The 23,806-nt window shown below is 73.0% G+C and carries 20 protein-coding genes and 1 rRNA gene; 2 read left to right on the top strand and 19 right to left on the bottom strand.

Features of this window, described 5'->3' with window-relative positions:
- The 12 genes from ACLFMI_RS26035 to argC all read right to left on the bottom strand — a co-directional run.
- Positions 1 to 114 (bottom strand): 16S ribosomal RNA (locus ACLFMI_RS26035); the annotation flags it as partial.
- Positions 115 to 550: 436 nt separating this feature from the next.
- On the bottom strand, positions 551 to 1,825 hold the full coding sequence (gene tyrS, locus ACLFMI_RS26030) for a tyrosine--tRNA ligase (protein ID WP_410950602.1): 1,275 nt from the start codon (positions 1,823 to 1,825) through the stop codon (positions 551 to 553).
- Positions 1,826 to 1,868: 43 nt separating this feature from the next.
- Positions 1,869 to 2,483, bottom strand: a complete 615-nt coding sequence (locus ACLFMI_RS26025; protein ID WP_410950606.1) for a DNA-3-methyladenine glycosylase — start codon at positions 2,481 to 2,483, stop codon at positions 1,869 to 1,871.
- Positions 2,484 to 2,569: 86 nt separating this feature from the next.
- Positions 2,570 to 3,793, bottom strand: coding sequence for an aminotransferase class I/II-fold pyridoxal phosphate-dependent enzyme (locus ACLFMI_RS26020; RefSeq protein ID WP_410950601.1), 1,224 nt, complete (start codon positions 3,791 to 3,793; stop codon positions 2,570 to 2,572).
- Positions 3,790 to 5,235, bottom strand: a complete 1,446-nt coding sequence (gene argH / locus ACLFMI_RS26015) for an argininosuccinate lyase (RefSeq protein WP_410950600.1) — start codon at positions 5,233 to 5,235, stop codon at positions 3,790 to 3,792. The genes ACLFMI_RS26020 and argH overlap by 4 nt, the downstream gene beginning before the upstream one ends.
- Positions 5,235 to 6,677 carry an argininosuccinate synthase gene (argG, locus tag ACLFMI_RS26010; protein WP_410950599.1) on the bottom strand — a complete coding sequence of 481 codons (1,443 nt, stop codon included), beginning with the start codon at positions 6,675 to 6,677 and terminating at the stop codon, positions 5,235 to 5,237. The genes argH and argG overlap by 1 nt, the downstream gene beginning before the upstream one ends.
- 15 nt (positions 6,678 to 6,692) lie before the next feature.
- Positions 6,693 to 7,196: an arginine repressor gene (locus ACLFMI_RS26005; protein WP_410950598.1), complete on the bottom strand. Its 504-nt coding sequence runs from the start codon at positions 7,194 to 7,196 to the stop codon at positions 6,693 to 6,695.
- Positions 7,193 to 8,113 carry an ornithine carbamoyltransferase gene (argF, locus tag ACLFMI_RS26000; protein WP_410950597.1) on the bottom strand — a complete coding sequence of 307 codons (921 nt, stop codon included), beginning with the start codon at positions 8,111 to 8,113 and terminating at the stop codon, positions 7,193 to 7,195. The genes ACLFMI_RS26005 and argF overlap by 4 nt, the downstream gene beginning before the upstream one ends.
- Entirely contained in the window at positions 8,113 to 9,306 is a 1,194-nt protein-coding gene (locus ACLFMI_RS25995; protein WP_410950596.1) for an acetylornithine transaminase, read from the bottom strand. The genes argF and ACLFMI_RS25995 overlap by 1 nt, the downstream gene beginning before the upstream one ends.
- The gene (gene argB, locus ACLFMI_RS25990; protein WP_410950605.1) at positions 9,303 to 10,205 is read right to left on the bottom strand and encodes an acetylglutamate kinase; all 903 of its coding nucleotides are present in this window, start codon (positions 10,203 to 10,205) and stop codon (positions 9,303 to 9,305) included. Before argB ends, ACLFMI_RS25995 begins: the two co-directional genes overlap by 4 nt.
- 79 nt (positions 10,206 to 10,284) lie before the next feature.
- A complete protein-coding gene (gene argJ, locus ACLFMI_RS25985; protein ID WP_410950595.1) occupies positions 10,285 to 11,469 on the bottom strand; it encodes a bifunctional glutamate N-acetyltransferase/amino-acid acetyltransferase ArgJ in 1,185 nt (394 codons plus the stop codon).
- Positions 11,466 to 12,500, bottom strand: a complete 1,035-nt coding sequence (gene argC, locus ACLFMI_RS25980) for an N-acetyl-gamma-glutamyl-phosphate reductase (protein ID WP_410950604.1) — start codon at positions 12,498 to 12,500, stop codon at positions 11,466 to 11,468. Before argC ends, argJ begins: the two co-directional genes overlap by 4 nt.
- A gap of 102 nt (positions 12,501 to 12,602) precedes the next feature.
- On the opposite strand from argC, the gene ACLFMI_RS25975 reads away from it, so the two are divergent.
- Complete coding sequence (locus tag ACLFMI_RS25975; protein ID WP_410950594.1) at positions 12,603 to 13,415, top strand: hypothetical protein; 813 nt, start codon at positions 12,603 to 12,605, stop codon at positions 13,413 to 13,415.
- Between the two features lie 99 nt (positions 13,416 to 13,514).
- Here ACLFMI_RS25975 and pheT read toward each other — a convergent pair whose 3' ends face one another.
- The 6 genes from pheT to infC all read right to left on the bottom strand — a co-directional run bounded on the left by pheT (position 13,515) and on the right by infC (position 19,473).
- Positions 13,515 to 16,037 (bottom strand): phenylalanine--tRNA ligase subunit beta, encoded by a 2,523-nt coding sequence (gene pheT, locus ACLFMI_RS25970; protein WP_410950593.1) that lies wholly within the window; start codon positions 16,035 to 16,037, stop codon positions 13,515 to 13,517.
- Between the two features lie 34 nt (positions 16,038 to 16,071).
- Entirely contained in the window at positions 16,072 to 17,124 is a 1,053-nt protein-coding gene (gene pheS / locus ACLFMI_RS25965) for a phenylalanine--tRNA ligase subunit alpha (protein WP_410950592.1), read from the bottom strand.
- Positions 17,125 to 17,225: 101 nt separating this feature from the next.
- Positions 17,226 to 18,077, bottom strand: coding sequence for a TrmH family RNA methyltransferase (locus ACLFMI_RS25960; protein ID WP_410950591.1), 852 nt, complete (start codon positions 18,075 to 18,077; stop codon positions 17,226 to 17,228).
- Between the two features lie 2 nt (positions 18,078 to 18,079).
- Positions 18,080 to 18,466, bottom strand: coding sequence for a 50S ribosomal protein L20 (gene rplT / locus ACLFMI_RS25955; RefSeq protein WP_410950590.1), 387 nt, complete (start codon positions 18,464 to 18,466; stop codon positions 18,080 to 18,082).
- A gap of 83 nt (positions 18,467 to 18,549) precedes the next feature.
- Positions 18,550 to 18,744 (bottom strand): 50S ribosomal protein L35, encoded by a 195-nt coding sequence (gene rpmI, locus ACLFMI_RS25950; RefSeq protein ID WP_410950589.1) that lies wholly within the window; start codon positions 18,742 to 18,744, stop codon positions 18,550 to 18,552.
- Positions 18,745 to 18,846: 102 nt separating this feature from the next.
- On the bottom strand, positions 18,847 to 19,473 hold the full coding sequence (gene infC / locus ACLFMI_RS25945; RefSeq protein WP_410950588.1) for a translation initiation factor IF-3: 627 nt from the start codon (positions 19,471 to 19,473) through the stop codon (positions 18,847 to 18,849).
- A 366-nt stretch (positions 19,474 to 19,839) separates the two neighbouring features.
- Here infC and ACLFMI_RS25940 point away from each other — a divergent pair, with 366 nt between their 5' ends.
- Positions 19,840 to 20,718, top strand: coding sequence for a glycosyltransferase (locus ACLFMI_RS25940; protein ID WP_410950587.1), 879 nt, complete (start codon positions 19,840 to 19,842; stop codon positions 20,716 to 20,718).
- Positions 20,719 to 20,757: 39 nt separating this feature from the next.
- Here ACLFMI_RS25940 and uvrA read toward each other — a convergent pair whose 3' ends face one another.
- Positions 20,758 to 23,745, bottom strand: coding sequence for an excinuclease ABC subunit UvrA (gene uvrA, locus ACLFMI_RS25935; RefSeq protein WP_410950603.1), 2,988 nt, complete (start codon positions 23,743 to 23,745; stop codon positions 20,758 to 20,760).
- Positions 23,746 to 23,806 lie beyond the last annotated feature (61 nt).

The raw sequence follows: 23,806 nt of genomic DNA, 5'->3' as shown, positions 1-23,806 counted from the left end.
TGTTACTCACCCGTTCGCCGCTCGTGTACCCCCGAAAGGGCCTTACCGCTCGACTTGCATGTGTTAAGCACGCCGCCAGCGTTCGTCCTGAGCCAGGATCAAACTCTCCAACAAAAACCCTGACAAAGAAACACAGTCACAGACCCGACGGGGTCAGACCCATGACCAAACAATCTGGCACAAAAACGCCAAACCAAAAATAGCTCGACACACTGTTGAGTTCTCAAAGGACACCCGCACTCGGGGGACCGGACCTCGCGACCGTCACCCCGGGGCGTCTGAGTTGCTCCCTGTCGGAGGCAACTCTTCTATGCTACTTGTGCCGGAGGGCAGAGTCAACCCCTGCTCCGGGCTTCGGATCTCCACCGTAGTGGAGTTCCGGGGATGTCCCCTCCGGGCCGGACCCTCGCGTCCCTGGCCTTTCGGCCAGCCTCGCTCTGTGTCTTGTTCGGTCCGTCCCGTCCTGGCGACAAAGAGAAAGTTACAGGACCGCTCCGGGGCGTCGTACAGGGGGGTCCCCTCTCCGGCGTCTCCGCAGCTCAGAACGGATCTACCCGCGTACCAGGCGGACGCCGGCCAGGCTGCGCTTGCCGCGTCGCACGACCAGCCAGCCGCCGCCGAGGGCGTCCGCGGATCCGGGCACCCACTCCTCGTCGGTCACCTTCACGTTGTTGACGTACGCCCCGCCCTCCTTCACGACACGACGGGCAGCACTCTTGCTCTCGGTGAGGCCAGTGGCGACGAGCAGCTCGACGATCGTGTCGGCGCCCGCGCTCTCCGCGGTCGGCACCTCCGCGAGCGCGGCGCCCAACGTGTCGGCGTCGAGCTCGGCGAGCTCGGCCCGGCCGAACAGTGCCTGGCTGGCTGTCGTCACCTGGCGGGTCTGCTCGGCGCCGTGCACGAGCGTCGTCAGCTCGGCGGCGAGCCTGCGCTGGGCGCTGCGCAGGTGCGGCTTCTCGACGAGCTCCGCGGCCAGCGCGTCGACCTCCGCGCGGTCCAGGAAGGTGAACAGCCGCAGGTACTTCAGGACGTCGGCGTCGGCGACGTTCACGAAGTACTGGTACCAGGCGTAGGGCGAGGTCCGCTCCGGGTCCAGCCAGACGTTCCCGCCCCCGGTCGACTTGCCGAACTTGCGGCCCTCGGAGTCGGTGACCAGGGGTGTGGTGAGCGCGTGCACGTGCGCGCCCTCGATCCGGCGGACCAGCTCCACCCCCCCGACGATGTTGCCCCACTGGTCCGAGCCCCCGATCTGCAGCCGGCAGCCGAGATCCCGGTAGAGCTGCAGGTAGTCCTGCGACTGCAGCAGCAGGTAGCTGAACTCGGTGTAGGACATGCCGTCCGCGGCGAGCCGGCGCTTGACCGTCTCCCGCGCGAGCATCGTGTTCACCGGGAAGTGCTTGCCCAGGTCACGCAGGAACTCCAGCACGGTCTGGTTGCCGGTCCAGTCCAGGTTGTTGACCGTCAGCGCACCGGTCGGCGAGTCGTCGAAGGTCACGAACTTCTCGAGCTGCCCGCGGATGAGGCCGGTCCACTGCGCGACCGTCTCGGCGTCGTGCAGGTTCCGCTCCCCCGCCTCACGCGGGTCGCCGATCATCCCGGTGGCGCCACCGGCGAGGATCACGGGCCGGTGCCCCGCCTCCTGGAAACGCCGCAGCGTCAGCATCTGCACCAGATGACCGGCGTGCAGGCTGGCCGCGGTCGGGTCGAAACCGGCATAGAGGGTGACCGGTTCGGGGCCGGCGAGCTCCTTCGCCAGCGCGTCCCGGTCGGTGCTCTGCGCGATCAGACCGCGCCACTCCAGGTCCTCGAGGATGTCCGTGCCCACGCCGCCCATCATCGTCGCCGCGCGCGGCGGGCCGCATCCGGGTTCAGCGAGTCCGGCCGCGCCGGGACCGGGTGCCCTGCCGGTACGCACTCACGGCCCGGGAACCGTCGACCCAGAAGCGCCACGGCAGCTCCTCGGCGGTCCCGACCCCGACCCGGGGGCCGGTACGGACCGCGCTGTCCGGCAACGGCTCGCCGGCCACCAGACGCACCCGCGAGGACGGGTCCGTGACGTCGCGACCGTTGTCGTCGCGTCCCAGCCCGAGCAACGACGCCAGGCGAGCCGGCCCACGGGCCAGGTCGACGTCGCGCCGGGCGGTCGGCCGCCGGACCCGGGCCGCGCCCGGGTCGGTGAGCAGCTCCCCGGCGCGCAGGAGCACCGCGCCGGGCTCGCCGTCGGTCAGGCAGGTCACGTTGGCGCAGAAGTGCAGCCCGTAGACGAAGTAGACGTAGAGGTGCCCGGCCGGGCCGAACATCACCGCATTGCGCGGGCTGCGGCCGCGGTAGGAGTGCGACGCCGGGTCGTCCCGGCCCCGGTAGGCCTCGACCTCGACCAGTCGGACGGCGACGGTCCCCTCCGGCGTGTCGGCCTCCAGCCGGCAGCCGAGCAACCGGGCCGCGGCGGGCAACACGTCCCCGGTCAGCTCGCTACGGTCCAGCAACGCGCCGGGGCCCGGCCGGTCGGACCGGCCGGGTCCCGGAACCGAGGTCTCGTGTCCCGCCTCAGCGCCGATTTCGACTCCGCTCAGCGCCGCGCGAGCGCCAGCTGCAGGCAGGTCACCACGCCGGCCATCGCGCGCTCGATCTCGTCGAGCGGCGGCAGCGTCGGGGCGAGCCGGATGACCGCGTCCTGCGGGTCCTTGCCGTACGGGTGCGTCGCCCCGGCCGGGGTCAGCGCGATCCCGGCCTCGCCGGCGAGCCGGACGACCTCGGAGGCGAGCCCGTCCGGAACGGTGAGGCTGACGAAGTAGCCACCCTTCGGCGTCGTCCAGCTCACCCCCGGGGTGTCCGAGAACGCCTCCAAGAGCAGCCGCTCCACCATCGCGAACTTTGGCGCGATCAGCTCCCGGTGCGCGCTCATGTGCGCGCGCAGCCCGGCACCGTCCCGCAGGAAGCGGGCGTGCCGCAGATGGTTGACCTTGTCCGGGCCGATGCTCTTCTTCGACGTGAGCTTCAGCCACCAGTCGACGTTGGCCTGCGAGCCGCCCAGGAACGCCACGCCCGCACCGGCCAAGGTGATCTTCGAGGTGGAGCCGAAGACGAACGGCCGGTCCGGGTTGCCCGCCTCGGCCGCCAGGGCCAGCACGTCCGCGATCTCGACCTCGTCGGAGGTCAGGTGGTGCACCGCGTAGGCGTTGTCCCACATGATCCGGAAGTCCGGGGCCGCCGTCGGCATGGACGCCAGCCGGCGCACGACCTCGTCGGAGTAGACGGCGCCGTCCGGGTTCGAGTACTTCGGCACGCACCAGATGCCCTTGATCGACGCGTCGCCGGCGACCAGCCGCTCGACCTCGTCCATGTCCGGGCCGTCCTCGGTCATCCCGACGGTGACCAGGTCGATGCCCAGGCGCTCGCACACGCCGTAGTGCCGGTCGTAACCCGGCACCGGCGCGATGAAGGCCACCCGGCCGGCATCCACCCAGCGGGTCGGGGCGCCGGGCAGCGGGGACAGCAACGCGTGCACCAGGGTGTCGTGCATCAGCTCCAGGCTGGAGTTGTTCGCCGCGATCAGCTGCGGGGTCGGGACCTGCAGGAACGGCGCGAAGATCTCCCGCAGCTCGGGCAGTCCCTGCCCGCCGCCGTAGTTGCGGGTGTCGGTGCCGTCCGCGGCGAGGTGCTGACCGGCACCGGGCTGGTCGAGCAGTCCGGCGGCGAGATCCAGCTGCTGGGACGACGGCTTGCCCCGTGTCAGGTCCAGCTTCAGGCCCGCGGCCCTGAGCTCCTCGTAGGCGGTTGCCGGGTCGGTCATGCGGTTCCTCCGGTGAACTCTCTCGCTGCCTCGGACTCGGAGCGCAGGGCGGCCAGCTGCTCGGCGACGCGGTCCGCCGCCGTGCCGCCCCGTGCGTTCCGCGACGCGATGGAGCCTTCCACGGTCAGCACCTCGCGCACACTCGGGTTCAGCGCGGGGTGCACGGCGGCCAGTTCGTCGTCGGTCAGATCCTCCAGACCGACGCCGCGGGCCTCGGCCGTCCGGACGCAACCCCCGGCAGCCTCGTGCGCGACGCGGAACGGCACGCCCTGCCGGACCAGCCACTCGGCGACGTCGGTGGCCAGGGTGAACCCGGCCGGGGCCAGTTCGGCCAGCCGGTCGGTGTGGAAGGTCAGGGTCGCTGTCATCCCGGCCACCGCGGGGAGCAGCAGCTCCAACTGGGCGACCGAGTCGAACAGCGGCTCCTTGTCCTCCTGCAGGTCCCGGTTGTAGGCCAACGGCAGGCCCTTCAGGGTGGTCAGCAGCCCGGTCAGGTTGCCGACCAGACGACCGGACTTGCCCCGGGCAAGCTCGGCGACATCGGGGTTCTTCTTCTGCGGCATGATCGAGCTGCCGGTGGAGAACGCGTCGTCGAGCGTGACGTAGCCGAACTCGGCGGTGGCCCAGACGATGACCTCCTCCGACAGCCGCGACAGGTCCACGCCGATCATCGCGAGCACGAACGCGGCCTCGGCCGCGAAGTCCCGCGACGCCGTCCCGTCGATCGAGTTCGCCGACGAACCGGTGAAACCGAGCTCCGTCGCGACCGCCTCCGGGTCGAGCCCGAGCGAGGACCCGGCCAGCGCCCCGGAACCGTACGGCGAGTACGCGGCGCGCCGGTCCCAGTCCCGGAGGCGGTCCACGTCGCGCAGCAATGCGTGCGCGTGCGCGGCCAGCTGATGGCCGAGCAGCACCGGCTGGGCGTGTTGCAGGTGGGTACGGCCGGGCATGGCGGTCGCGGGGTGTGCCTGGGCCTGGGCGACCAGGGCGTCGACGACGTCGAGCACCCCGGCCGCGACCCGGCGGGCCGCGTCGCGCAGCCACATCCGGAACTGGGTGGCGACCTGGTCGTTGCGGGACCGCCCGGCGCGCAGCTTGCCGCCGAGGTCCGGGCCGGCCCGCTCGATCAGGCCGCGCTCCAGCGCGGTGTGCACGTCCTCGTCGCCGGGTGCCGGGCCGAACGCACCGGAGGCCACGTCGGCGGCCAGCTCGTCGAGGGCCTTGTGCATGCCGGACAGTTCCTCGTCCGACAGCAGCCCGGCGCGGTGCAGCACCCGGGCGTGCGCCTTCGAGCCCCGGATGTCGTAGGGGGCCAGCGCCCAGTCGAAGTGCGTGGACTTGCTCAGCGCCGCCAGTGCGTCGGCCGGCCCGGTCGCGAACCGGCCGCCCCACAACCCGGAGCTCGAGCCGGTGCTCGTTCCGGCAGGCCTTCCCTCGGCCATCAGTCGGTACCCGATTCCAGGGCGGCCTCGTCGAGCGACGTCTCGCGAGCAACGCCGGAGCCGTCGGAGCCCTCGCGGGCGGCCGCGATCCGGTCGAACCCGCCCGACGGCAGCTCACCGAACAGCGTGCCGTGCTCGACGAGCACGGTCCCCTGTTCCTGCGGCTGGTCGGCGTAGGCCTCCAGCTTGGCGCGGGAGTCGGCGATGTCGAGGTTGCGCATCGTGAGCTGGCCGATCCGGTCCGTGGGTCCGAACGCCGGGTTCTCGACCCGCTCCATCGAGAGCCGTTCCGGGTGGTAGGAGAAGCCGGTGCCCTCGGTGTCGAGGATCGAGTAGTCCTCACCACGGCGCAGGCGCAGCGTGACCGTGCCGGTCACCAGTGAGGCGATCCAGCGCTGGACCGCTTCGCGCACCATCAGCGCCTGCGGGTCGAGCCAGCGCCCCTCGTAGAGCAGCCGCCCGAGCTTGCGGCCCTCGTTGTGGTAGTTGGCGACGGTGTCCTCGTTGTGGATCGCGTTGAGCAGCCGCTCGTAGGCGATGAACAGCAGCGCCATCCCGGGCGCCTCGTAGATGCCACGCGACTTCGCCTCGATGATCCGGTTCTCGATCTGGTCGGACATGCCCAGGCCGTGGCGCCCGCCGATGGCGTTGGCCTCCAGCACGAGGTCGACCTGGTTCGCGAACCGCTTGCCGTTGATCGCCACCGGACACCCGGCCTCGAACGTGACCGCGACGTCCTCGGTCGCGATCTCGACCGCCGGGTCCCAGAACTTCACACCCATGATCGGCTCGACGGTCTCCAGGGACACGTCGAGATGCTCGAGCGTCTTGGCCTCGTGCGTCGCACCCCAGATGTTGGCGTCGGTGGAGTACGCCTTCTCCGCCGAGTCCCGGTAGGGCAGCCCGTGCGCGGTGAGCCACCGGCTCATCTCGTCGCGTCCGCCCAGCTCCTGCACGAACTCGTCGTCGAGCCACGGCTTGTAGATCCTCAAGCGAGGGTTGGCCAGCAGGCCGTAGCGGTAGAACCGCTCGATGTCGTTGCCCTTGAACGTCGACCCGTCGCCCCAGATGTTCACGCCGTCGGCCTGCATCGCCCGCACCAGCAACGTCCCGGTGACGACGCGGCCCAGCGGCGTGGTGTTGAAGTACGTCCGGCCTCCGGAGCGCAGGTGGAACGCGCCGCACGCCAGTGCCGCCAGCCCCTCCTCGACCAGCTGCGGCTTGAGGTCGACCGCGCGGGCGATCTCCGCGCCGTACTCCTTCGCCCGCGGAGGCACCCCGGCGATGTCCGACTCGTCGTACTGACCGAGATCAGCGGTGTAGGTGCAGGGGATCCCGCCCTTGTCCCGCATCCAGGCGACCGCCACGGAGGTGTCGAGGCCTCCGGAGAACGCGATGCCGATGCGCTCGCCCTCGGGAAGGGAGCTCAGGACCTTGCTCACGGATGCTGCTCCTTCTCACAGTTCGCGCAGGAGCGCGACGAGTTGGGCCCCGGTGCGGGGCTCTCGTGCGGCCACGATGATCGTGTCGTCCCCGGCGATCGTGCCGACGACGTCGTGCAGTGCGGCCCGGTCCAGCGCGCTGGCCAGGTAGTGCGCGGCTCCCGGGGGAGTCCGCAGGACCGCAAGGTTGCCACTCGCGTCGGCGGAGACGAGCAGCTCCCCCATCAACCGACCCAGTCGGGTGGTGCCGCCCTCGACGCCGCGCACCGGGCTGCCGTCCTCCGGGATGCGGTACACCGGTGCCCCGCCGTCCGGGCCGCGCAGCTTCACCGCACCCAGCTCGTCGAGGTCCCGGGACAGCGTGGCCTGGGTGGTCTCGATGCCGTGCAGCTGGTCGAGCAGCACGATCAGCTCGGGCTGGCTGTGCACCGCCCGCTGGTACAGCACGTCGATGATCCGGGCCTGGCGCGCCGCCCGGCTCGCATTCGCCGACCGCCGCTCCCGCTCACCGTCACTCATGCCCGCAGCAACCACGTGAGCAGCGCCTTCTGCGCGTGCAGCCGGTTCTCGGCCTCCTCCCAGACCGCGCTGGCCGGACCGTCGATCACCTCGTCGGTGATCTCGTCTCCCCGGTGCGCGGGCAGGCAGTGCAGCACGATCGCACCGGGGGCGGCACGGCCGAGCAGCTCGGCGTTCACCTGGTACGGCCGGAACGGGGCCACCCGGTCCAGCCCGTCGCTCTCCTGCCCCATCGACGTCCAGGTGTCGGTGACCAGCACGTCTGCGCCCGCCACGGCGGCGTGCGGGTCCGCGACGACCGTCACCGACCCGCCGGTGGTCTCGGCCCGAGCCTTCGCGTCGCACAGCACCGCCGGGTCGGGGGTGAACCCGGCCGGGGCCGCGATCCGCACGTGCAGCCCGGCGGTGACCCCGCCGAGCAGCAGCGACTGCGCGACGTTGTTGGCACCGTCACCGAGGTAGGTCAGGGTCAGCCCGGCGAGCCGGCCGCACCGCTCCCGGATCGTCTGCAGGTCGGCGAGGACCTGGCAGGGGTGGAACGCGTCGGTCAGCGCGTTCACCACCGGGACGGTCGCGGCCGCGGCCATCTCCTCGATCCGCTCCTGGCCGGAGGTCCGCCAGACGATGGCGTCGACGTAGCGGGACAGCACCCGGGACGTGTCGGAGATCGTCTCGCCGCGGCCCAGCTGGCTGGTGGTGCCGTCCAGGATCACCGCGGAGCCGCCGAGCTGGGTGACCCCCGCCTCGAACGACACCCGGGTGCGGGTGGAGGACTTGTCGAACAGCACCGCGACCGCCTTCGGCCCCGCCAGGGGACGCTCGGCGAACCGGTCCGCCTTGAGCCGATCGGCGAGGTCGAGCACCTCGGCCTGCTCGGCCGGCGACAGCTCGTCGTCACGCAGCAGGTGGCGGACCATCAGTTGCCCTGCCCCTCGTGCTCCGCCGCGGCCGCGTCCAGGACTCCCGGCAGGGCGTCGAGGAACTCGGCCGCCTCGTCGTCGGTGAGGGTGAGGGCGGGGGCGATCCGCAGGCGCTCCGGGGTGGCGTTGTTGATCAGGTGGCCGGCGTCCCGGGCAGCGGTCGCGGCCTGCGCGGCGACCGGCGCCGTGAGCCCGACCCCGATGTGCAGCCCGGCGCCGGAGACGTCGGAGACCAGCGGGTGTCCCAGGCCCTCGATCCGGCTCCGGATCTCCTTGCCGAGCCGGTCGACGTGCCCCAGCAGCCCGTCGGTGGCGATCGTGTCCAGCACCGCCAGTGCCGCGGCGCACGCGATCGGGTTGCCGCCGAAGGTGGTGCCGTGCTGACCCGGCTCGAGCAACGCCCCCGCGTCACCGATGCCGATGCAGGCGCCGATCGGGAGGCCGCCGCCGAGCCCCTTGGCCAGGGTGACGACGTCCGGGGCGATCCCGTGCGCCTGGTGCGCGAACCAGTGCCCGGTGCGGCCGATCCCGGTCTGCACCTCGTCGAGCACCAGCAACGCGCTCCGCTCCGCGGTGATCCGGCGGGCCTCGGCCAGGTAGCCCTCGGGCGGGACGATCACCCCGGCCTCGCCGAGGATCGGCTCCAGGAAGACCGCCGCGGTGTTCTCGGTGACGGCCGCGTCCAGCGCCGCGACGTCGCCGAACGGGATGTGCGTGACCCCGGCGGGCATCGGCTCGAACGGGGCCCGCTTGGCCGGCTGCCCGGTGAGCGCGAGGGCCCCCATCGTCCGGCCGTGGAAGGCCTGTTCACATGCGACGATCTCCGGCCGGCCGGTCCGCCGGGCCATCTTGAACGCGGCCTCGTTCGCCTCGGTGCCCGAGTTGCACAGCAGGGTGCGGGCGTCCTCACGGTCGAGCAGCGCCTGCAGCCGCTCGGCGAGCTGCAGTGCCGGCTCGGTGATGAAGAAGTTCGAGGTGTGGCCGAGCGTGCGGACCTGCTCGGAGACGGCCTCGACGGTCCCCGGGTGGGCGTGGCCCAGTGCGTTCACCGCGATCCCGGCGTACAGGTCCAGGTATCGGCGACCCTCGGCGTCCCAGACCTGGGCGCCGTCGCCGCGGACCAGCGTCAGCGGCGGGGTGCCGTAGTTGTTCATCAGCGCGGCCTGCCACCGCTGGGCGTGCGTGCTCACGATGTTCCCCCTGGCGTCGTTCCCCCGGTGTCGTCGGGCAGCACCATCGTCCCGACGCCCTCGTGTGTGAAGACCTCGAGCAGGACCGAGTGCGGCACCCGCCCGTCGATCACGTGCGCCTGCCCGACGCCCTCGCGGACGGCACGCAGGCATGCCTCCATCTTCGGTGCCATCCCGCTCTCCAACCGGGGCAGCATCGGCTCCAGCTGGTCCGCGGTCAGCGAGGTGATGATCGAGTCCGGGTCGGGATAGTTCGCGTAGAGCCCCTCGACATCGGTGAGCACCACCAGCTTCGCCGCACCCAGCGCGCCGGCGAGTGCCGCGGCCGCGCTGTCGGCGTTGACGTTGTGCACCTGCCCGTCGGCATCCGGTGCGACACCCGCGACGACCGGGATCCGGCCCGCGGCGATGATGTCGAGCACCGCGTCCGGATTGACCCGCGTGACGTCACCGACCAGGCCGATGTCCAGCGGCTCGCCGCCGACCAGCGCGGTCCGCTTCTCGGCGGTGAACAGACCGGCGTCCTCCCCGGACAGCCCCACGGCCAGCGGACCGTGCGCGTTGATCAGGCCGACCAGCTCCCGGCCGACCTGGCCGAACAGCACCATCCGGACGATCTCCATCGTCTCCGGGGTGGTGACCCGCAGCCCGCCGCGGAACTCGCCCGGCATGCCGAGGCGGGTGAGCATGGCGCTGATCTGCGGGCCGCCGCCGTGCACGACGACCGGGTGGATCCCGGCCAGCCGCAGGAACACCATGTCCCGGGCGAAGGCCTGCTTCAGCTCGTCATCGATCATCGCGTTGCCGCCGTACTTCACGACGACGATCCGGCCGTGGAAGCGCTGCAGCCAGGGCAGCGCCTCGGCCAACACCGCGGCCTTCTCCCCCGCCCGCTTCAGCCGGGCCGGGGTCTCCGGCGACGCGGCGACCTGCGGCTGCGCGGCCTGCTCGGCCGAGGCAGTGGCGGGGACAGCGGGCTCAGGAGGAGTAGGCACTGTTCTCCTCCACGTAGGCGTGCGACAGGTCGGTGGTGCGGATCTCGGCGGTGTTGGCCTCGGCCCCGCCGGTGAGCCCGAGCGAGACCTCGATCAGCACGTCCTTGCCGGACAGGTCGCACGCCGCCCGGTCGCCCGCGACGACGGCGCCCTTGCAGAGCAGCACCCCGTTGATCGTGACGTCCAGCCGGTCCGGATCGACCTCGGCGTCGGCGTAACCGGCGGCGGCGGCGACCCGGCCCCAGTTCGGGTCGCACCCGAACATGGCGGTCTTGACCAGCGCGTCCCGAGCGATGGTGCGGGCCACGGTGACGGCGTCGTCCTCGGTGGCGGCGCCGGTGACGCGCACCGAGATCCGCTTGCTCACGCCCTCGGCGTCGGCCTGCATCTGCCGTGCGAGATCCTGGCAGGCCCGGGTCAGCGCGCCGGTGAACACGTCCGGGTCGGCCGCGACGCCCGAGGCGCCGGAGGACAGCAGGAGCACGGTGTCGTTCGTCGACATCGAGCCGTCGACGTCGAGCCGGTCGAAGCTGTAATGCACCGCCGTCCGTAGCGCGGCGTCGAGGTCGCGCTGGTGCAGCACGGCGTCGGTGGTGATCACGGTGAGCATGGTCGCCATCGACGGGGCGATCATCCCGGCGCCCTTGGTGGTGCCGCCGACGGTCCAGCCCGCCGGGTCGGTCTCCGCCGCCTGCTTCGGGACGGTGTCCGTCGTCATGATCGCGCCGGCCACCGCGGTACCCGCCTCGGGCGTGCCGGCCAGCTCGCCCGCCGCCTTCGCCACCCCGGCCAGCACGGTGTCCCGTGGGAGCTGCTCGCCGATCAGGCCGGTCGAACAGATCGCGACCTCGACGGCGCCGCATCCGAGGACCTCGGCGGCCTTCTCCGCGGTGGCGTGCGCGGTCTGGAACCCCTCCGGCCCGGTGCAGGCGTTCGCACCGCCGGCGTTGAGCACCACAGCGCGGAGCACCCCGGTCGTCAGCACCTGCTGCGACCACAGCACCGGGGCGGCCTTGACCTTGTTCCGGGTGAACACCCCGGCCGCCTCGAAGCGCGGCCCGTCGTTGACGACCAGGGCGAGGTCGGCCTTCCCGGACTTCTTCAGCCCGGCCACGATCCCGGCGGCCCGGAAGCCGGCCGCCGCCGTGACCCCCTCGTTCCCCGTCACGGTGCGACTCCCGTCGTCGGCAGGCCTGCGGTCTCGGGCAGGCCGAGCGCCAGGTTCATGCACTGCACCGCACCACCCGCGGTGCCCTTGGTCAGGTTGTCGATCGCGGAGACCGCGACCAGGCGCCGCGCGTCCGGGTCGACCGTGACCTGGAGCGCGACCATGTTCGAGCCGAGCGTCTGCGCGGTCGTCGGCCAGGCCCCCTCCGGCAGCACCCGGACGAACGGCTCACCGGCATAGGCCTTCTCGTACGCCTGCCGGACGGTGGTCGCGTCGGTCGACGGGTTGGTCAGCGGGGCCGAGCAGGAGGCGAGGATGCCCCGCGGCAACGGCGCGAGCACCGGGGTGAAGCTGACCGAGACCGGTGAACCGAGGGCGCCACCCAGGTTCTGCGCGATCTCCGGGGTGTGCCGGTGCGCACCGCCGACGCCGTACGCGGACAGCGAGCCCATCACCTCGGCACCGAGCAGGTGCGGCTTGAGCGACCGGCCCGCCCCGGAAGTGCCGGTCACCGCGGTGATCACGACGTCCGGCTCGACGAGGCCGGCGACCAGGGCCGGGAAGAGCGCGAGGCTGGTGCCGGTCGGGTAGCAACCGGGGACGGCGACCCGGCGTGAGTCGACCAGCCGCTCCCGGGCCCCGGGGAGTTCGGGCAGCCCGTAGGGCCAGTGCCCGGCGTGCTCGCCGCCGTACCAGCGGTCCCAGGCCGCGGCGTCGGTCAGCCGGTGGTCCGCCCCGCAGTCGACCACCAGGGTGTCCTCGCCGAGCTGCGCGGCGATCTCTGCGGAGTGGCCGTGCGGGAGCGCGAGGAACACCGCATCGTGCCCGGCGAGGTTCTCCGCGGTGCTCTCGCCCAGCACGCGGTCCGCGAGCGGGGTCAGGTGCGGCTGATGCTCGCCCAGCCGGCTGCCGGCGTTCCCGCCGGCCGTGAGGGCGCCGATCTCCACCTGCGGATGCGCCAGCAGCAACCGGAGCAGTTCCCCTCCGGCATACCCACTGGCTCCCGCCACTGCGATGCGTACCACGTGGATGATTATGCACCTGAACGGAAATCCATGCAACGCGGTTCACGATCGTGATCCGGCGCCCGCGAACGCCCGGCCCCGGCGCGCCCGGACCCTAGCCTCCGGGCGGTGCGGACGAGCCGGGTGGCGGGCAGCCTTCTCGCGATGGCGCTGGCCGGGTCGGTCGCGCTGTCGCTCACCGGGTGCGCGGGTTCGGTGGAGGGCAGGCCGTGGCCGGAGGGGCAGGGTCCGGCGGCCGTGACGCCGCCTCCGGTCGCCCCGGAACCCGGTCCCGGCCGGTACGGCGGCGGGCCGGCCACGCGTACGGTTCCGCCGGTCGAGGTCGGCCCGACCTCCGAGGTCCCGGAGGGCCACCCCCGCCGGCCCGTCGCGGCACCGGACGCCGGCGACTCCCCCGCCACCCGCCCCACGACGCCGGCCGCCCCCGGCCCCGGTGGCGGCATCCCGGCAGCAGGTGACCGAGTCCCGGGACCCCGTGCCGCCGCACCGGCTGCCCCGGTCGAGGTCGCCCCGCTGACCGCGGACGTGCTGCCCGACGAGTGCCTGGTCCGGGCGGACGCGCTGGCCGGGCTGCTCGGGACCGCGCCGGCGGCACCGGCGTCGAACGCCGAGGTCGGCCGCCCGGACGGCAGCCGGGCGCGGTCCTGCTTCGCGGTCGGCGGGTCGGCCACGGTGGCGGTGAACGTCTACACCACGAACCTGACCACCCCGGCCGGCCACCTGCGAGCGGCCACCGGATCCCGGCCGCTGGCCGGCACGGGGAACGGCACGACGGCGGCACTCGTGGAGACCGTCGGCGGGCCGACCATGCAGCTCGGCACCGCTGGGCACCTGGTCACCGTCGCCGTCGCCGGGCGGGCCCCGTCGGACGAGCAGTGGCGGGCCGCCGCGCGCTCGGCCGTCGCCGCCCTGGCCCGCTGAGCCGGGGCCGGTGATCGACGATCGGGCGGCGACCGTGGACAACGGTGACCGCATCGACCGCCCGACGAGCGATCACCGGTGCGCGGTCGCCGGAGGCCGTCAGCGCAGCGCGACCGCGTGCCTGCGGGCGGCCTCGGCCACCGCCGCGTCCCGGGTCGCGTTCGCCTCCTCGCTGGTCAGCGTCCGGTCCGGGGCGCGCAACCGCAGCGAGAACGCGAGCGAGCGGTTCCCCTCCCCGACCTGGTCACCGGTGTAGACGTCGAACAGCCGCACCGTCTCCAGCAGTTCCCCGGCGCCCGCGGTCAACGCGTCCGCGACGTCCGCCGCCGGCACCTGCTCGGGCGCGACCAGCGCGACGTCCACGGCGGTCGGCGGGTACACCGACACCGCCGGGACCGGCAGGTTCTCCCGCAGCGGGATCGCGTCCAGGTCCAGCTCGACGGCGGCGGTGCGGGCGGGCAGTCCGAACCCCTCGACGACCTTGGGGTGCAGCTCCCCCGCGTACCCGACCACGACGTCGGTGCCCTCGACGACCAGCTCGGCGCACCGCCCCGGGTGCCAGGGCGCACGCTCGCCGCGACGCGACCGCAGCTCCACCCCGGCGGCGGCACCGGTCAGCCGGGCCGCCTCGACGGCGTCCTCCCAGCCGGCCGGGCGGCCGCGGCCCCACCAGCCGCGCGGCTCGCGGCTGCCGGCCAGCACGACGGCGACGTGGGTCGGCTGGACGGGCAACGCGGCCCGGATCGCGGCGTACTCGTCGTCGGACGGGCGGCCGGTGACGGCCGGGTCCGGCATCGCCGGCGGGTGCTCCTGCGGCTGCACGACCTGCCCGATCGCGTACAGCGCGAGATCCTCGGACCCCCGGGACCGGTTCCGCACCAGCATGTCCAGCAGGCCCGGCAGCAGCGTCGTGGCCAGCCGGGACCGCTCGGCGTCCAGCGGGTTGGTGACCGCGACGGTGCGCCGGCGCTCGTCGTCGGCGGGCAGCCCGAGGTCGTCCCAGACGGCGTCGGAGAGGAACGGGAACGGCAGCACCTCGACGTGCCCGGCCTCGGCGAGCGCCCGGGACACCGCACGCCTGCGGAGCTGGGCAGGGGTGAGCCCGCGTCCTGCCGGGGCGGCCGGCAGGACCGAGGGGATCGTGTCGTAGCCCTCCAGGCGCAGCACCTCCTCGACCAGGTCGGCGGGCCGGCGCAGGTCGGGCCGCCAGGTCGGCGGGGTCGCGACGACCTGGCCCTGGCCGTCGGCGCCGGTGTCCAGCTCCACCGCGCAGCCGACCTGGGTGAGCCGGCGGACGGTGGCCCCGCGCGGGTAGCCGACACCGGCGACCCGGTCGGGAAGCGCCAGCGGCATCCGCACCGGCGGCACGGCCGGAACGCCGCCCTCGTCGGTGCGTCCCGCGGCGAGCGTGCCGCCGCCCAGCTCGACCAGCAGCTGCGCGGCGCGCTCCGCCGCGACCGGCGGCAACGCCGGGTCGACGACGCGCTCGAACCGGCGGGACGCCTCGCTGGGCAGCTTGTGCCGGCGGGCGCCGCGGGCGATCACCGGTGCGGAGAAGTGCGCGGCCTCCAGCAGCACGTCCACCCGCGCCCCGTCGCCCAGCGACGCGAGCTCCGGGATCTCCGTGGACGCCCCGCCCATCACCCCGGCCAGGCCGACCGGCCCGGAGTCGTCGGTGATCAGCAGGTCGTCGACGTCGAGGGGGCGGGTCCGGCCGTCGAGGGTCTCGACCTCCTCCCCCGCCGCGGCCCGCCGCACGGCGATCGTCCCGGTGACCCGGGCGGCGTCGTAGGCGTGCAGCGGCTGGCCGAGGTCGAGCATCACGAAGTTCGTGACGTCGACGATCAGCGAGATCGGCCGCATCCCGGCCGAGAGCAGGGCGCGCTGCATCCACCACGGGCTCGGCGCGGCCGGGTCGACGCCGTCCACCCGCCGCAGCACGAACCGGGCGCAACCCTCGGCGTCGTCGATACGGACCGGCCAGGCGTCCCCGGTCGCGTCCGGGACGGTGACCCGGGCGACCGGGTCGGTGAAGTCGGCGTCCAGCGAGGTGGCGAGCTCGCGAGCCAGCCCACGGACGGCGAAGCAGTACCCGCGGTCCGGGGTGACGGCCAGCTCGATCACCGGCTCGGACAGGCCGAGGACCTCCAGCGCGTCGGCGCCGGGCTCGGCGGTGCCGGGCGGCAGCACCAGGATCCCGGCGTGGTCGGCGCCGAGGCCGAGCTCGCGCGCCGAGGCGATCATGCCGTCCGAGGTGTGCCCGTAGGTCTCCCGCGCGGCGATCGCGAAACCGCCCGGCAGCACCGCGCCCGGCTCGGTCACGACCACCAGGTCGCCGACGACGAAGTTGGTCGCGCCGCAGACGACGTGCCGGGACCGGGCCGTTCCGTCTCCCCGGGCCTCGAAGTCCACCCGGCAGTACCGGATGGGCTTCTTGAAGCCGGTCAGCTCCTCGATCTCGGCCACCCGGGCCACGGTCACCGGCCCGGTGACCTCGGGGGCCGGATGGATCTCCTCGACCTCCAGCCCGACCCGGACGAAGGCCTCGCCGATGTCCTCGGGAGACGTCGGAAGGGCCGCCGGGTCGATGTGCCGGGCGAGCCAGGAGGCGGACACGCGCACTGCTCGGTACTCCTCAGGTAGCGGTGGTGGCGGCTCAGACGCCGAAAGCGGTCGAGAAGCGGACGTCGCCCTCGACCATGTCGCGCATGTCGGGGATGCCGTTGCGGAACTGCAGGGTGCGCTCGATACCCATGCCGAACGCGAAGCCGGAGTACACCTCCGGGTCGACGCCGGTGGCCCGCAGCACATCCGGGTCGACCATGCCGCAGCCACCCCACTCGACCCAGCCGGGACCGCCCTTGCGCTGCGGGAACCACAGATCCACCTCGGCGGACGGCTCGGTGAAGGGGAAGTACGACGGTCGCATCCGGGTGCCGGCCTCCGGGCCGAACATGGCCCGGGCGAACGCGTCCAGGGTGCCCTTGAGGTGCGCCATGGTCAGACCGGTGTCCACGGCCAGGCCCTCGGCCTGGTGGAAGACCGGCGTGTGCGTGGCGTCCAGCTCGTCGGTGCGGAAGGTGCGGCCCGGGCAGGCCACGTACACCGGCAGCTCGCGCTCCAGCAGCGACCGGACCTGCACCGGCGAGGTGTGCGTGCGCAGCACGGTGCCGGAGTCCTGACCCTGCGCGGCGTCACCCAGGTAGAAGGTGTCCTGCATGGTGCGGGCCGGGTGGTCCTTGCCGAAGTTCAGCGCGTCGAAGTTCAGCCAGGACGCCTCGACCTCGGGGCCCTCGGCGATCTCCCAGCCCATCGCGACGAAGATGTCGGCGATCCGCTCGGAGAGCTGGGTGATCGGGTGCCGGGCGCCGCGCGGGCGCCGGTCCCAGGGCAGCGTGACGTCGACGGTCTCCTCGGCCAGCACCCGGGCGTCGCGCTCGGCGGCGAGGACGGCACGGCGCTCGTCGAACGCGGCCTGTGCCTCCTGGCGGGCGGCGTTCACCCGCTTGCCGGCGTCGGCGCGCTCCGGGCCGGGCAGCTGCCCGAGCGAGCGGCGGGCCATCGGGATCGGGGCCCGGTCACCGAGATGGGCGGGCTTGGCCGCGGCCAGCGCGTCCAGGTCGGAGGCGTCCTCGAACGCCACCCGGGCGGCCTCCACCGCGGCTTTCAGCGCGTCCGGGTCCAGCGGGCTCGTACCGTCGTCACTCATGGTGCCCCGATCCTAGAGGGGTGCCGCGAACGGGTTCCCGACCAGGTCGGGCGGGTGCGGTCCGGGCGCTCAGCGCCAGTGGTCCGCTCGGCGAGCCTCGCTCACGCCCGCGCGGCCACGGTGGCGTACAGGCAGACCGCGGCCGCGGTGGCCAGGTTCAGCGACTCGGCTCGACCGTGGATCGGCACCCGGACCCGGTGGTCGGCCGCGGCCAGCACCTCCGGTCCGGGGCCGTGCGCCTCGCTGCCCAGCACCCAGGTGACCGGGCCGGCGAGCAGCGCGGCGGTGTCCGGGTCGTGCAGGTCCCGCTCGCCGCCGCCGTCGGCGACCAGGGTGACCAGGCCGGCGTCGCGGCAGGCGGCGAGCACCCCGGCGGCGTCCCGGTCCCGGGCCAGCGGCAGGTGGAACACGCTGCCGGTGGACGCCCGCACGGCCTTGCCGTTGTGCGGGTCGACGGTGTCCCCGGCGAGCAGCACGGCGTCGCAGCCGGCGGCGTCGGCGACCCGGACCACGGTGCCGACGTTGCCGGGGTCGGCGATCCCGGCACAGACCGTGACGAAGGTCGGGGTACCGGCCAGCGCCGTCGTCACCGGGACGTCGAGCAGGTCGCAGACCGCGACCAGACCCTGCGGTGTGACGGTCTCGGACAGCGCGGCCGCGGCCTTCCCGGTCACCGGGACCACCGGGACCCCGTGGTCGCGGGCGACGGCGAGCAGCTCCGGGTTCCGGTCCGCCGCGACGTCGGTGACGAACAGCTCGTGCACGGGTCCGGCGTCCAGCGCCTCCCGGACGGCCTGGGCCCCCTCCACGAGAAAACGCCCGGCCCGATCGCGCCCGGCGCGGCGCAGCAGCTTTCGGGCCGCCGCGACGCGCGGGGTGCGCTCGGTACCGGGCGTGGAGCTCGCGGAACGCCGCTCGGCGCTGCGCGTCTCGCGCGCGGAAGCGTGGGTCACGCTCAGGCCGCGGAGGAGCCCTGCTCGGGGCCGGCCGGCAGGTTCTGCTTGGCGACCGTGACCAGCGCGGTGAACGCGGCCGGGTCGCTGACCGCGATCTCGGCCAGGTTCTTGCGGTCGACCTCCACGCCGGCGGCCTTGAGGCCCTGGATGAACCGGTTGTAGGTCATGTCGTTCGCGCGGGCCGCGGCGTTGATCCGGGTGATCCACAGCTGCCGGAAGTCGCCCTTGCGCTGGCGACGGTCCCGGTAGGCGTAGGTCATGGAGTGGAGCGCCTGCTCCTTGGCCTTGCGGTACAGCCGCGAACGCTGCCCGCGGTAGCCGGCGGCCGACTCCAGCGTGGTGCGACGCTTCTTCTGGGCGTTCACCGCGCGCTTCACGCGTGCCATGGGTCTGTCCTTGTCGTCTGGGGTGGGGTCGGCGGCCGAGGGGGACGGGCCGCCGCGGGGTCACGTGGCGCGAGCCGGGAGGCTCAGCGGCCGAGCAGCTTCTTGACGCGCTTCTGGTCCGGCTTGGCGACGTCGACGAGACCCGAGAGGTCGCGCTTCTCCTTGCGGGACTTGACCTCCAGCCGGTGCCGCAGGCCGGCCTGCTGGCGCATCAGCTTGCCACTGCCGGTGGTGCGGACCCGCTTCGCGGTTCCCTTGTGCGTCTTGTTCTTGGGCATGAGGTATCCGTTCGGTGTCGGCCCCCGGCGGACCGGGGGTCGGTTCGGGGTACTGCGGTCCGCCGCCCTCCGTCGGTCACCCGGCGGAGGGCGGCCGACCCCTTACGCCTCGGCTTCCGCCGAGGCGTCGGCGGTGGCCGCTGCCGCGGACTTGCGCGGGGTCGGCTTCTTGGTCGGCGCCACGACCATCGTCATGTTGCGACCGTCCTGCTTCGGTGCGGCCTCGACCACGGCGATGTCGCCGATGTCCTCGGCGAGGCGCTGGAGCAGCCGGTAGCCCAGCTCGGGACGCGACTGCTCGCGACCACGGAACATAATCGTGACCTTGACCTTGTTGCCGCCCTCGAGGAAGCGCCGGACGTGCCCGCGCTTCGTCTCGTAGTCGTGCTTGTCGATCTTCGGCCGGAGCTTCTGCTCCTTGATCACGGTGGCCTGCTGGTTGCGCCGGGACTCCCGGGCCTTCTGCGCGCTCTCGTACTTGAACTTGCCGTAGTCCATGAGCTTGCAGACCGGCGGCCGGGCCTGGCCGGCCACTTCGACGAGGTCGAGGTCGGCGTCCTGGGCCAGGCGCAGGGCGTCCTCGATGCGCACGATCCCGACCTGCTCTCCGTTCGGGCCGACGAGGCGGACCTCGGGCACGCGGATGCGGTCGTTGATGCGGGGCTCTGTGCTGATGGGGTCTCCTGATGTCTCGGTTGTCTGCCGCTGCTGTTGCGCCGGCGACGACAAGCGAAGACCCGTTGATCGACCGACGGCACACAGATGCCGGACGGCCGGACCATGGACCCGCACACCGTTACGATCACGGCGCGGGTGGGAGCGGGGCTCCACTTGACGCCCGGAACACACGCCTCAACGCGGTCCCGGGTGGTCGCATTCCCGAGGGTAGCAGGTCGACCCGGGGTGTCCCCGGGCCCGCCCCGCCGCGCGTCCGGCGGCGGGGACGGCACCGCCGGGCGCGGGCCGCACGCCGTCTGCCACCATCGTCCGAACGTTTCGCGGCGACAGGGTGGCCTGCCCTGCTCCGGCGATCGGATCGCATGATCCGGTTCGGCCGCCGACGTCCGGCTCGTCCGGAGGTGAGAGGAGCGAGCGGTGGCACCTGCATCGCACGAGGACCGATCCCCCACGGTGTCCGTCTGCGTCCCCGTCTACCAGGGCGGAGTCTACCTGGAGCGGGCTGTCCGCAGCGTGCTGGACCAGGACGTGGACGGGCTCGAGCTGGTCGTCCGGGACAACGGCAGCACCGACGGCTCCGCGGACGTCGTGCGCGGTTTCGACGACCCGCGGATCCGGCTCGAACGTGCCGAGGACACCGTCCCGCTCGCCGAGAACTGGGCCCACGTCGTCGGCCTGGCCCGCGGCGAGTTCGTGAAACTCCTCTGCGCCGACGACATGCTGGCACCGGGGGCGCTGCGCACCCAGCTCGCGGCGCTGCGCGCGGACCGGTCGCTGGCACTGGCCGTCGGCCGGACCGACATGATCGACGCCGACGACCGGGTGCTGTTCCGCGGCAGGCACCTGCCCCGCTCGGTGCTCGGCACCCGGTCGGCCACCGACGTCTCCCGGGCCGTGGTCCGGCACGGCGGTAACCCGATCGGTCCGCCGGTCGCCGGCACGTTCCGGCGGGCGGACTTCGAGGCGGTCGGCGGGTTCAGGGACGACCTGGAGTTCACGATGGATCTCGACCTGTGGGTCCGGCTGCTCGCGCGGGGCAGGATGCACGGCGACCGGGCGACAGCGGCGAGCTTCCGGGTGCACCCCGGCTCGGCGTCCGCGGCGACCAGCCGGGAGCAGCTCACGACCCAGCGGGAGTTCACCCGCCGGTTGATCGCGAACCCGGCGGCCGGGATCCGCCGCCGGGACCGGGTGGCCGGTGTGGTCGGCAGCTACGCCGCGATGGCCCGGCGCCGTGCCCTATTCCTCTACAGCACGGTCCGGCGCCCGGCACCCACCGCGGTCCGGACGGGCTGACACCACCGGTTCGCACCGCGTGCTCGTCCGGCGGCGTTCTCAGCTCGCCGCAGCCGCCCGGCTCCGCCGCCGCGTCGTCGTGGCTCCGGCCGCACCGCCGGAGCCCGCGGTCTTCGACGTGCGACGCGGGCGCACCGGCGAGTCGTCCGGGGTCACCAGGTCGTGCAGGAACCGTCCGGTGTGGCTCTCCGAGTGCGCCGCGACCTGCTCCGGCGTGCCCTGCGCGACGACCGTCCCGCCGCCCGCGCCGCCCTCCGGCCCCATGTCGATGATCCAGTCCGAGGTCTTGATGACGTCCAGGTTGTGCTCGATGACGATCACCGTGTTGCCCTTGTCGACCAGCCCCTGGATCACCGCGAGCAGCTTGCGGATGTCCTCGAAGTGCAGGCCGGTGGTCGGCTCGTCCAGGATGTAGACGGTCCGGCCGTTGCTGCGCTTCTGCAGCTCGCTGGCGAGCTTGACCCGCTGCGCCTCGCCACCGGACAGCGTCGGTGCCGGCTGGCCCAGTCGCACGTACCCGAGCCCGACGTCGACCAGGGTCCGCAGGTACCGGCTGATCGACGTGATCGGGGCGAAGAACTCGGCCGCCTCCTCGATCGGCATGTCCAGGACGTCGGAGACGGTCTTGCCCTTGTAGTGCACCTCCAGGGTCTCCCGGTTGTACCGGGCGCCCTTGCAGACCTCGCACGGGACGTAGACGTCCGGCAGGAAGTTCATCTCGATCTTGATCGTGCCGTCGCCGGTGCACGCCTCGCACCGCCCGCCCTTGACGTTGAACGAGAACCGGCCCTCGGCGTAGCCACGGACCTTCGCCTCGGTGGTCGCGGCGAACAGCTTGCGGACCTTGTCCCAGACCCCGGTGTAGGTGGCCGGGTTGGACCGCGGGGTCCGGCCGATCGGCGACTGGTCGACCCGCACCAGCTTGTCCACCTCGTCGACGCCGTTGATCCGGGTGTGCCGGCCGGGGACCTGCCGGGCCCCGTTGAGCCGGTTCGCCAGCGTGGTCGCGAGGATGTCGTTGATCAGCGTCGACTTGCCCGAGCCGGACACCCCGGTCACCGAGATCATCCCGCCGAGCGGGATGTCGACGTCGATCCCGCGCAGGTTGTGCTCGCGGGCCCCGACCACGGTCAGCGCCCTGCCCGGATCGAGCTCGCGGCGCTGCGGCAACGGGATCGAGCGCCGGCCGGACAGGTAGGCCCCGGTCAGCGACGTGTCGTGCGACTCAAGGTCGGCGACCGTTCCCGAGTGCACGATGTGCCCACCGTGCTCACCGGCGCCCGGGCCGATGTCGACCGCCCAGTCGCAGGCGCGGATGGTGTCCTCGTCGTGCTCGACGACGATCAGGGTGTTCCCCAGCTCCTTGAGCCGGGTCAGGGTCTCGATCAGGCGCCGGTTGTCCCGCTGGTGCAGCCCGATCGAGGGCTCGTCGAGCACGTAGAGGACGCCGACCAGGCCGGACCCGATCTGGGTGGCCAGCCGGATCCGCTGCGCCTCGCCACCGGACAGGGTTCCGGCGGCCCGGTCAAGGGACAGGTACTCCAGCCCGACGTCGAGCAGGAAGCCGAGCCGGGCCCGGACCTCCTTGAGCACCGCGCCGGCGATCATGGCCTGGCGGTCGTCGAGCACCATGCCGTTGAGGAAGTCCGCGCACTCGGCCACCGACATCGCGGAGACCTGGGCGATCGACCGCTCCCCCAGGTCCTTGTGCGGCAACGTGACCGAGAGGACCTCGGGGCGCAGCCGGGCACCACCGCAGGCCGGGCACGGGATGTCCCGCATGTAGCCCTCGTAGCGCTCGCGCTGCGACTCGGACTCGGTCTGCTCCAGGCGCCGCTCCAGGAACGGCATGACGCCCTCGAAGTTGGCGTAGTACGAGCGCTCGCGACCGTAGCGGTTGCGGTAGCGCACGTGCACCTGGTCCTCGCTGCCCTGCAGCACCGCCTTCTGGGCGGTGGCGGGCAGCTTCCGCCAGGGGGTGTCCATCCGGAACCCGACCGCCTGGGCGAGCCCGGACAGCAGCCGGCCGAAGTACTCGGCGTTGTGCCCGGACGACCACGGCGCGATCGCGCCCTCCTCCAGCGACCGCTCCGGGTCCGGGACGACCAGCTCCGGGTCGACCTCCTTCTTGATGCCGAGGCCGGTGCAGGCCGGGCAGGCGCCGTAGGGACCGTTGAAGGAGAACGTGCGGGGCTCCATCTCGGTGACGCCGAGGACGTGCCCGTTCGGGCAGGCCATCCGCTCGGAGAACCGGCGCTCCCGCTCCGGGTCGTTCTCCGGCAGGTCCACGAAGTCCAGCACGACCAACCCGTCCGCCAGCCGCAGCGCGGTCTCCACCGAGTCGGTGAGCCGCTGCTTGGCGGTCGCCTTCACCGACAGCCGGTCGACCACGACGGAGATGTCGTGCTTCTCCTGCTTCTTCAGCGTCGGCGGGTCGGACAGCTGGTGCACGACACCGTCGACCAGCGCCCGGGAGTACCCCTGGGACTGCAGCGTGGAGAACAGGTCGACGAACTCGCCCTTGCGGGTCCGCACCACCGGCGCGAGGACCTGGAACCGACTGCCCTGCTCCATCTCCAGGACCTGGTCGACGATCTGCTGCGGGGTCTGCTTCTCGATCACGTGCCCGCAGGTCGGGCAGTGCGGGATGCCGGCGCGTGCGTAGAGCAGGCGCAGGTAGTCGTGGATCTCGGTGATCGTGCCGACGGTGGACCGCGGGTTGCGGTTGGTCGACTTCTGGTCGATCGAGACCGCCGGGGACAGCCCCTCGATGAAGTCGACGTCCGGCTTGTCCATCTGGCCGAGGAACTGCCGGGCGTACGCCGAGAGCGACTCGACGTACCGGCGCTGCCCCTCGGCGAAGATCGTATCGAAGGCCAGGCTGGACTTGCCGGAGCCGGAGAGACCGGTGAACACGATCATGCTGTCCCGGGGCAGGTCGATGTCCACGCCCTGCAGGTTGTGCTCGCGCGCACCGCGCACGACCAGCCGCGGACCGCTGGGGACCGGCGACGCACCCGGCGACAGGGCGGTGCCGGGATCACGGCGGTCGGTGCTCGGGTCGCTCACGATGCGCGCCTCCTGGGAT

It is taken from the genome of Pseudonocardia nantongensis (assembly GCF_046546495.1).
In the GTDB taxonomy this organism is placed as follows: Bacteria; Actinomycetota; Actinomycetes; order Mycobacteriales; family Pseudonocardiaceae; genus Pseudonocardia; species Pseudonocardia nantongensis.
This window is presented reverse-complemented; position numbering and strand designations above follow the sequence as displayed.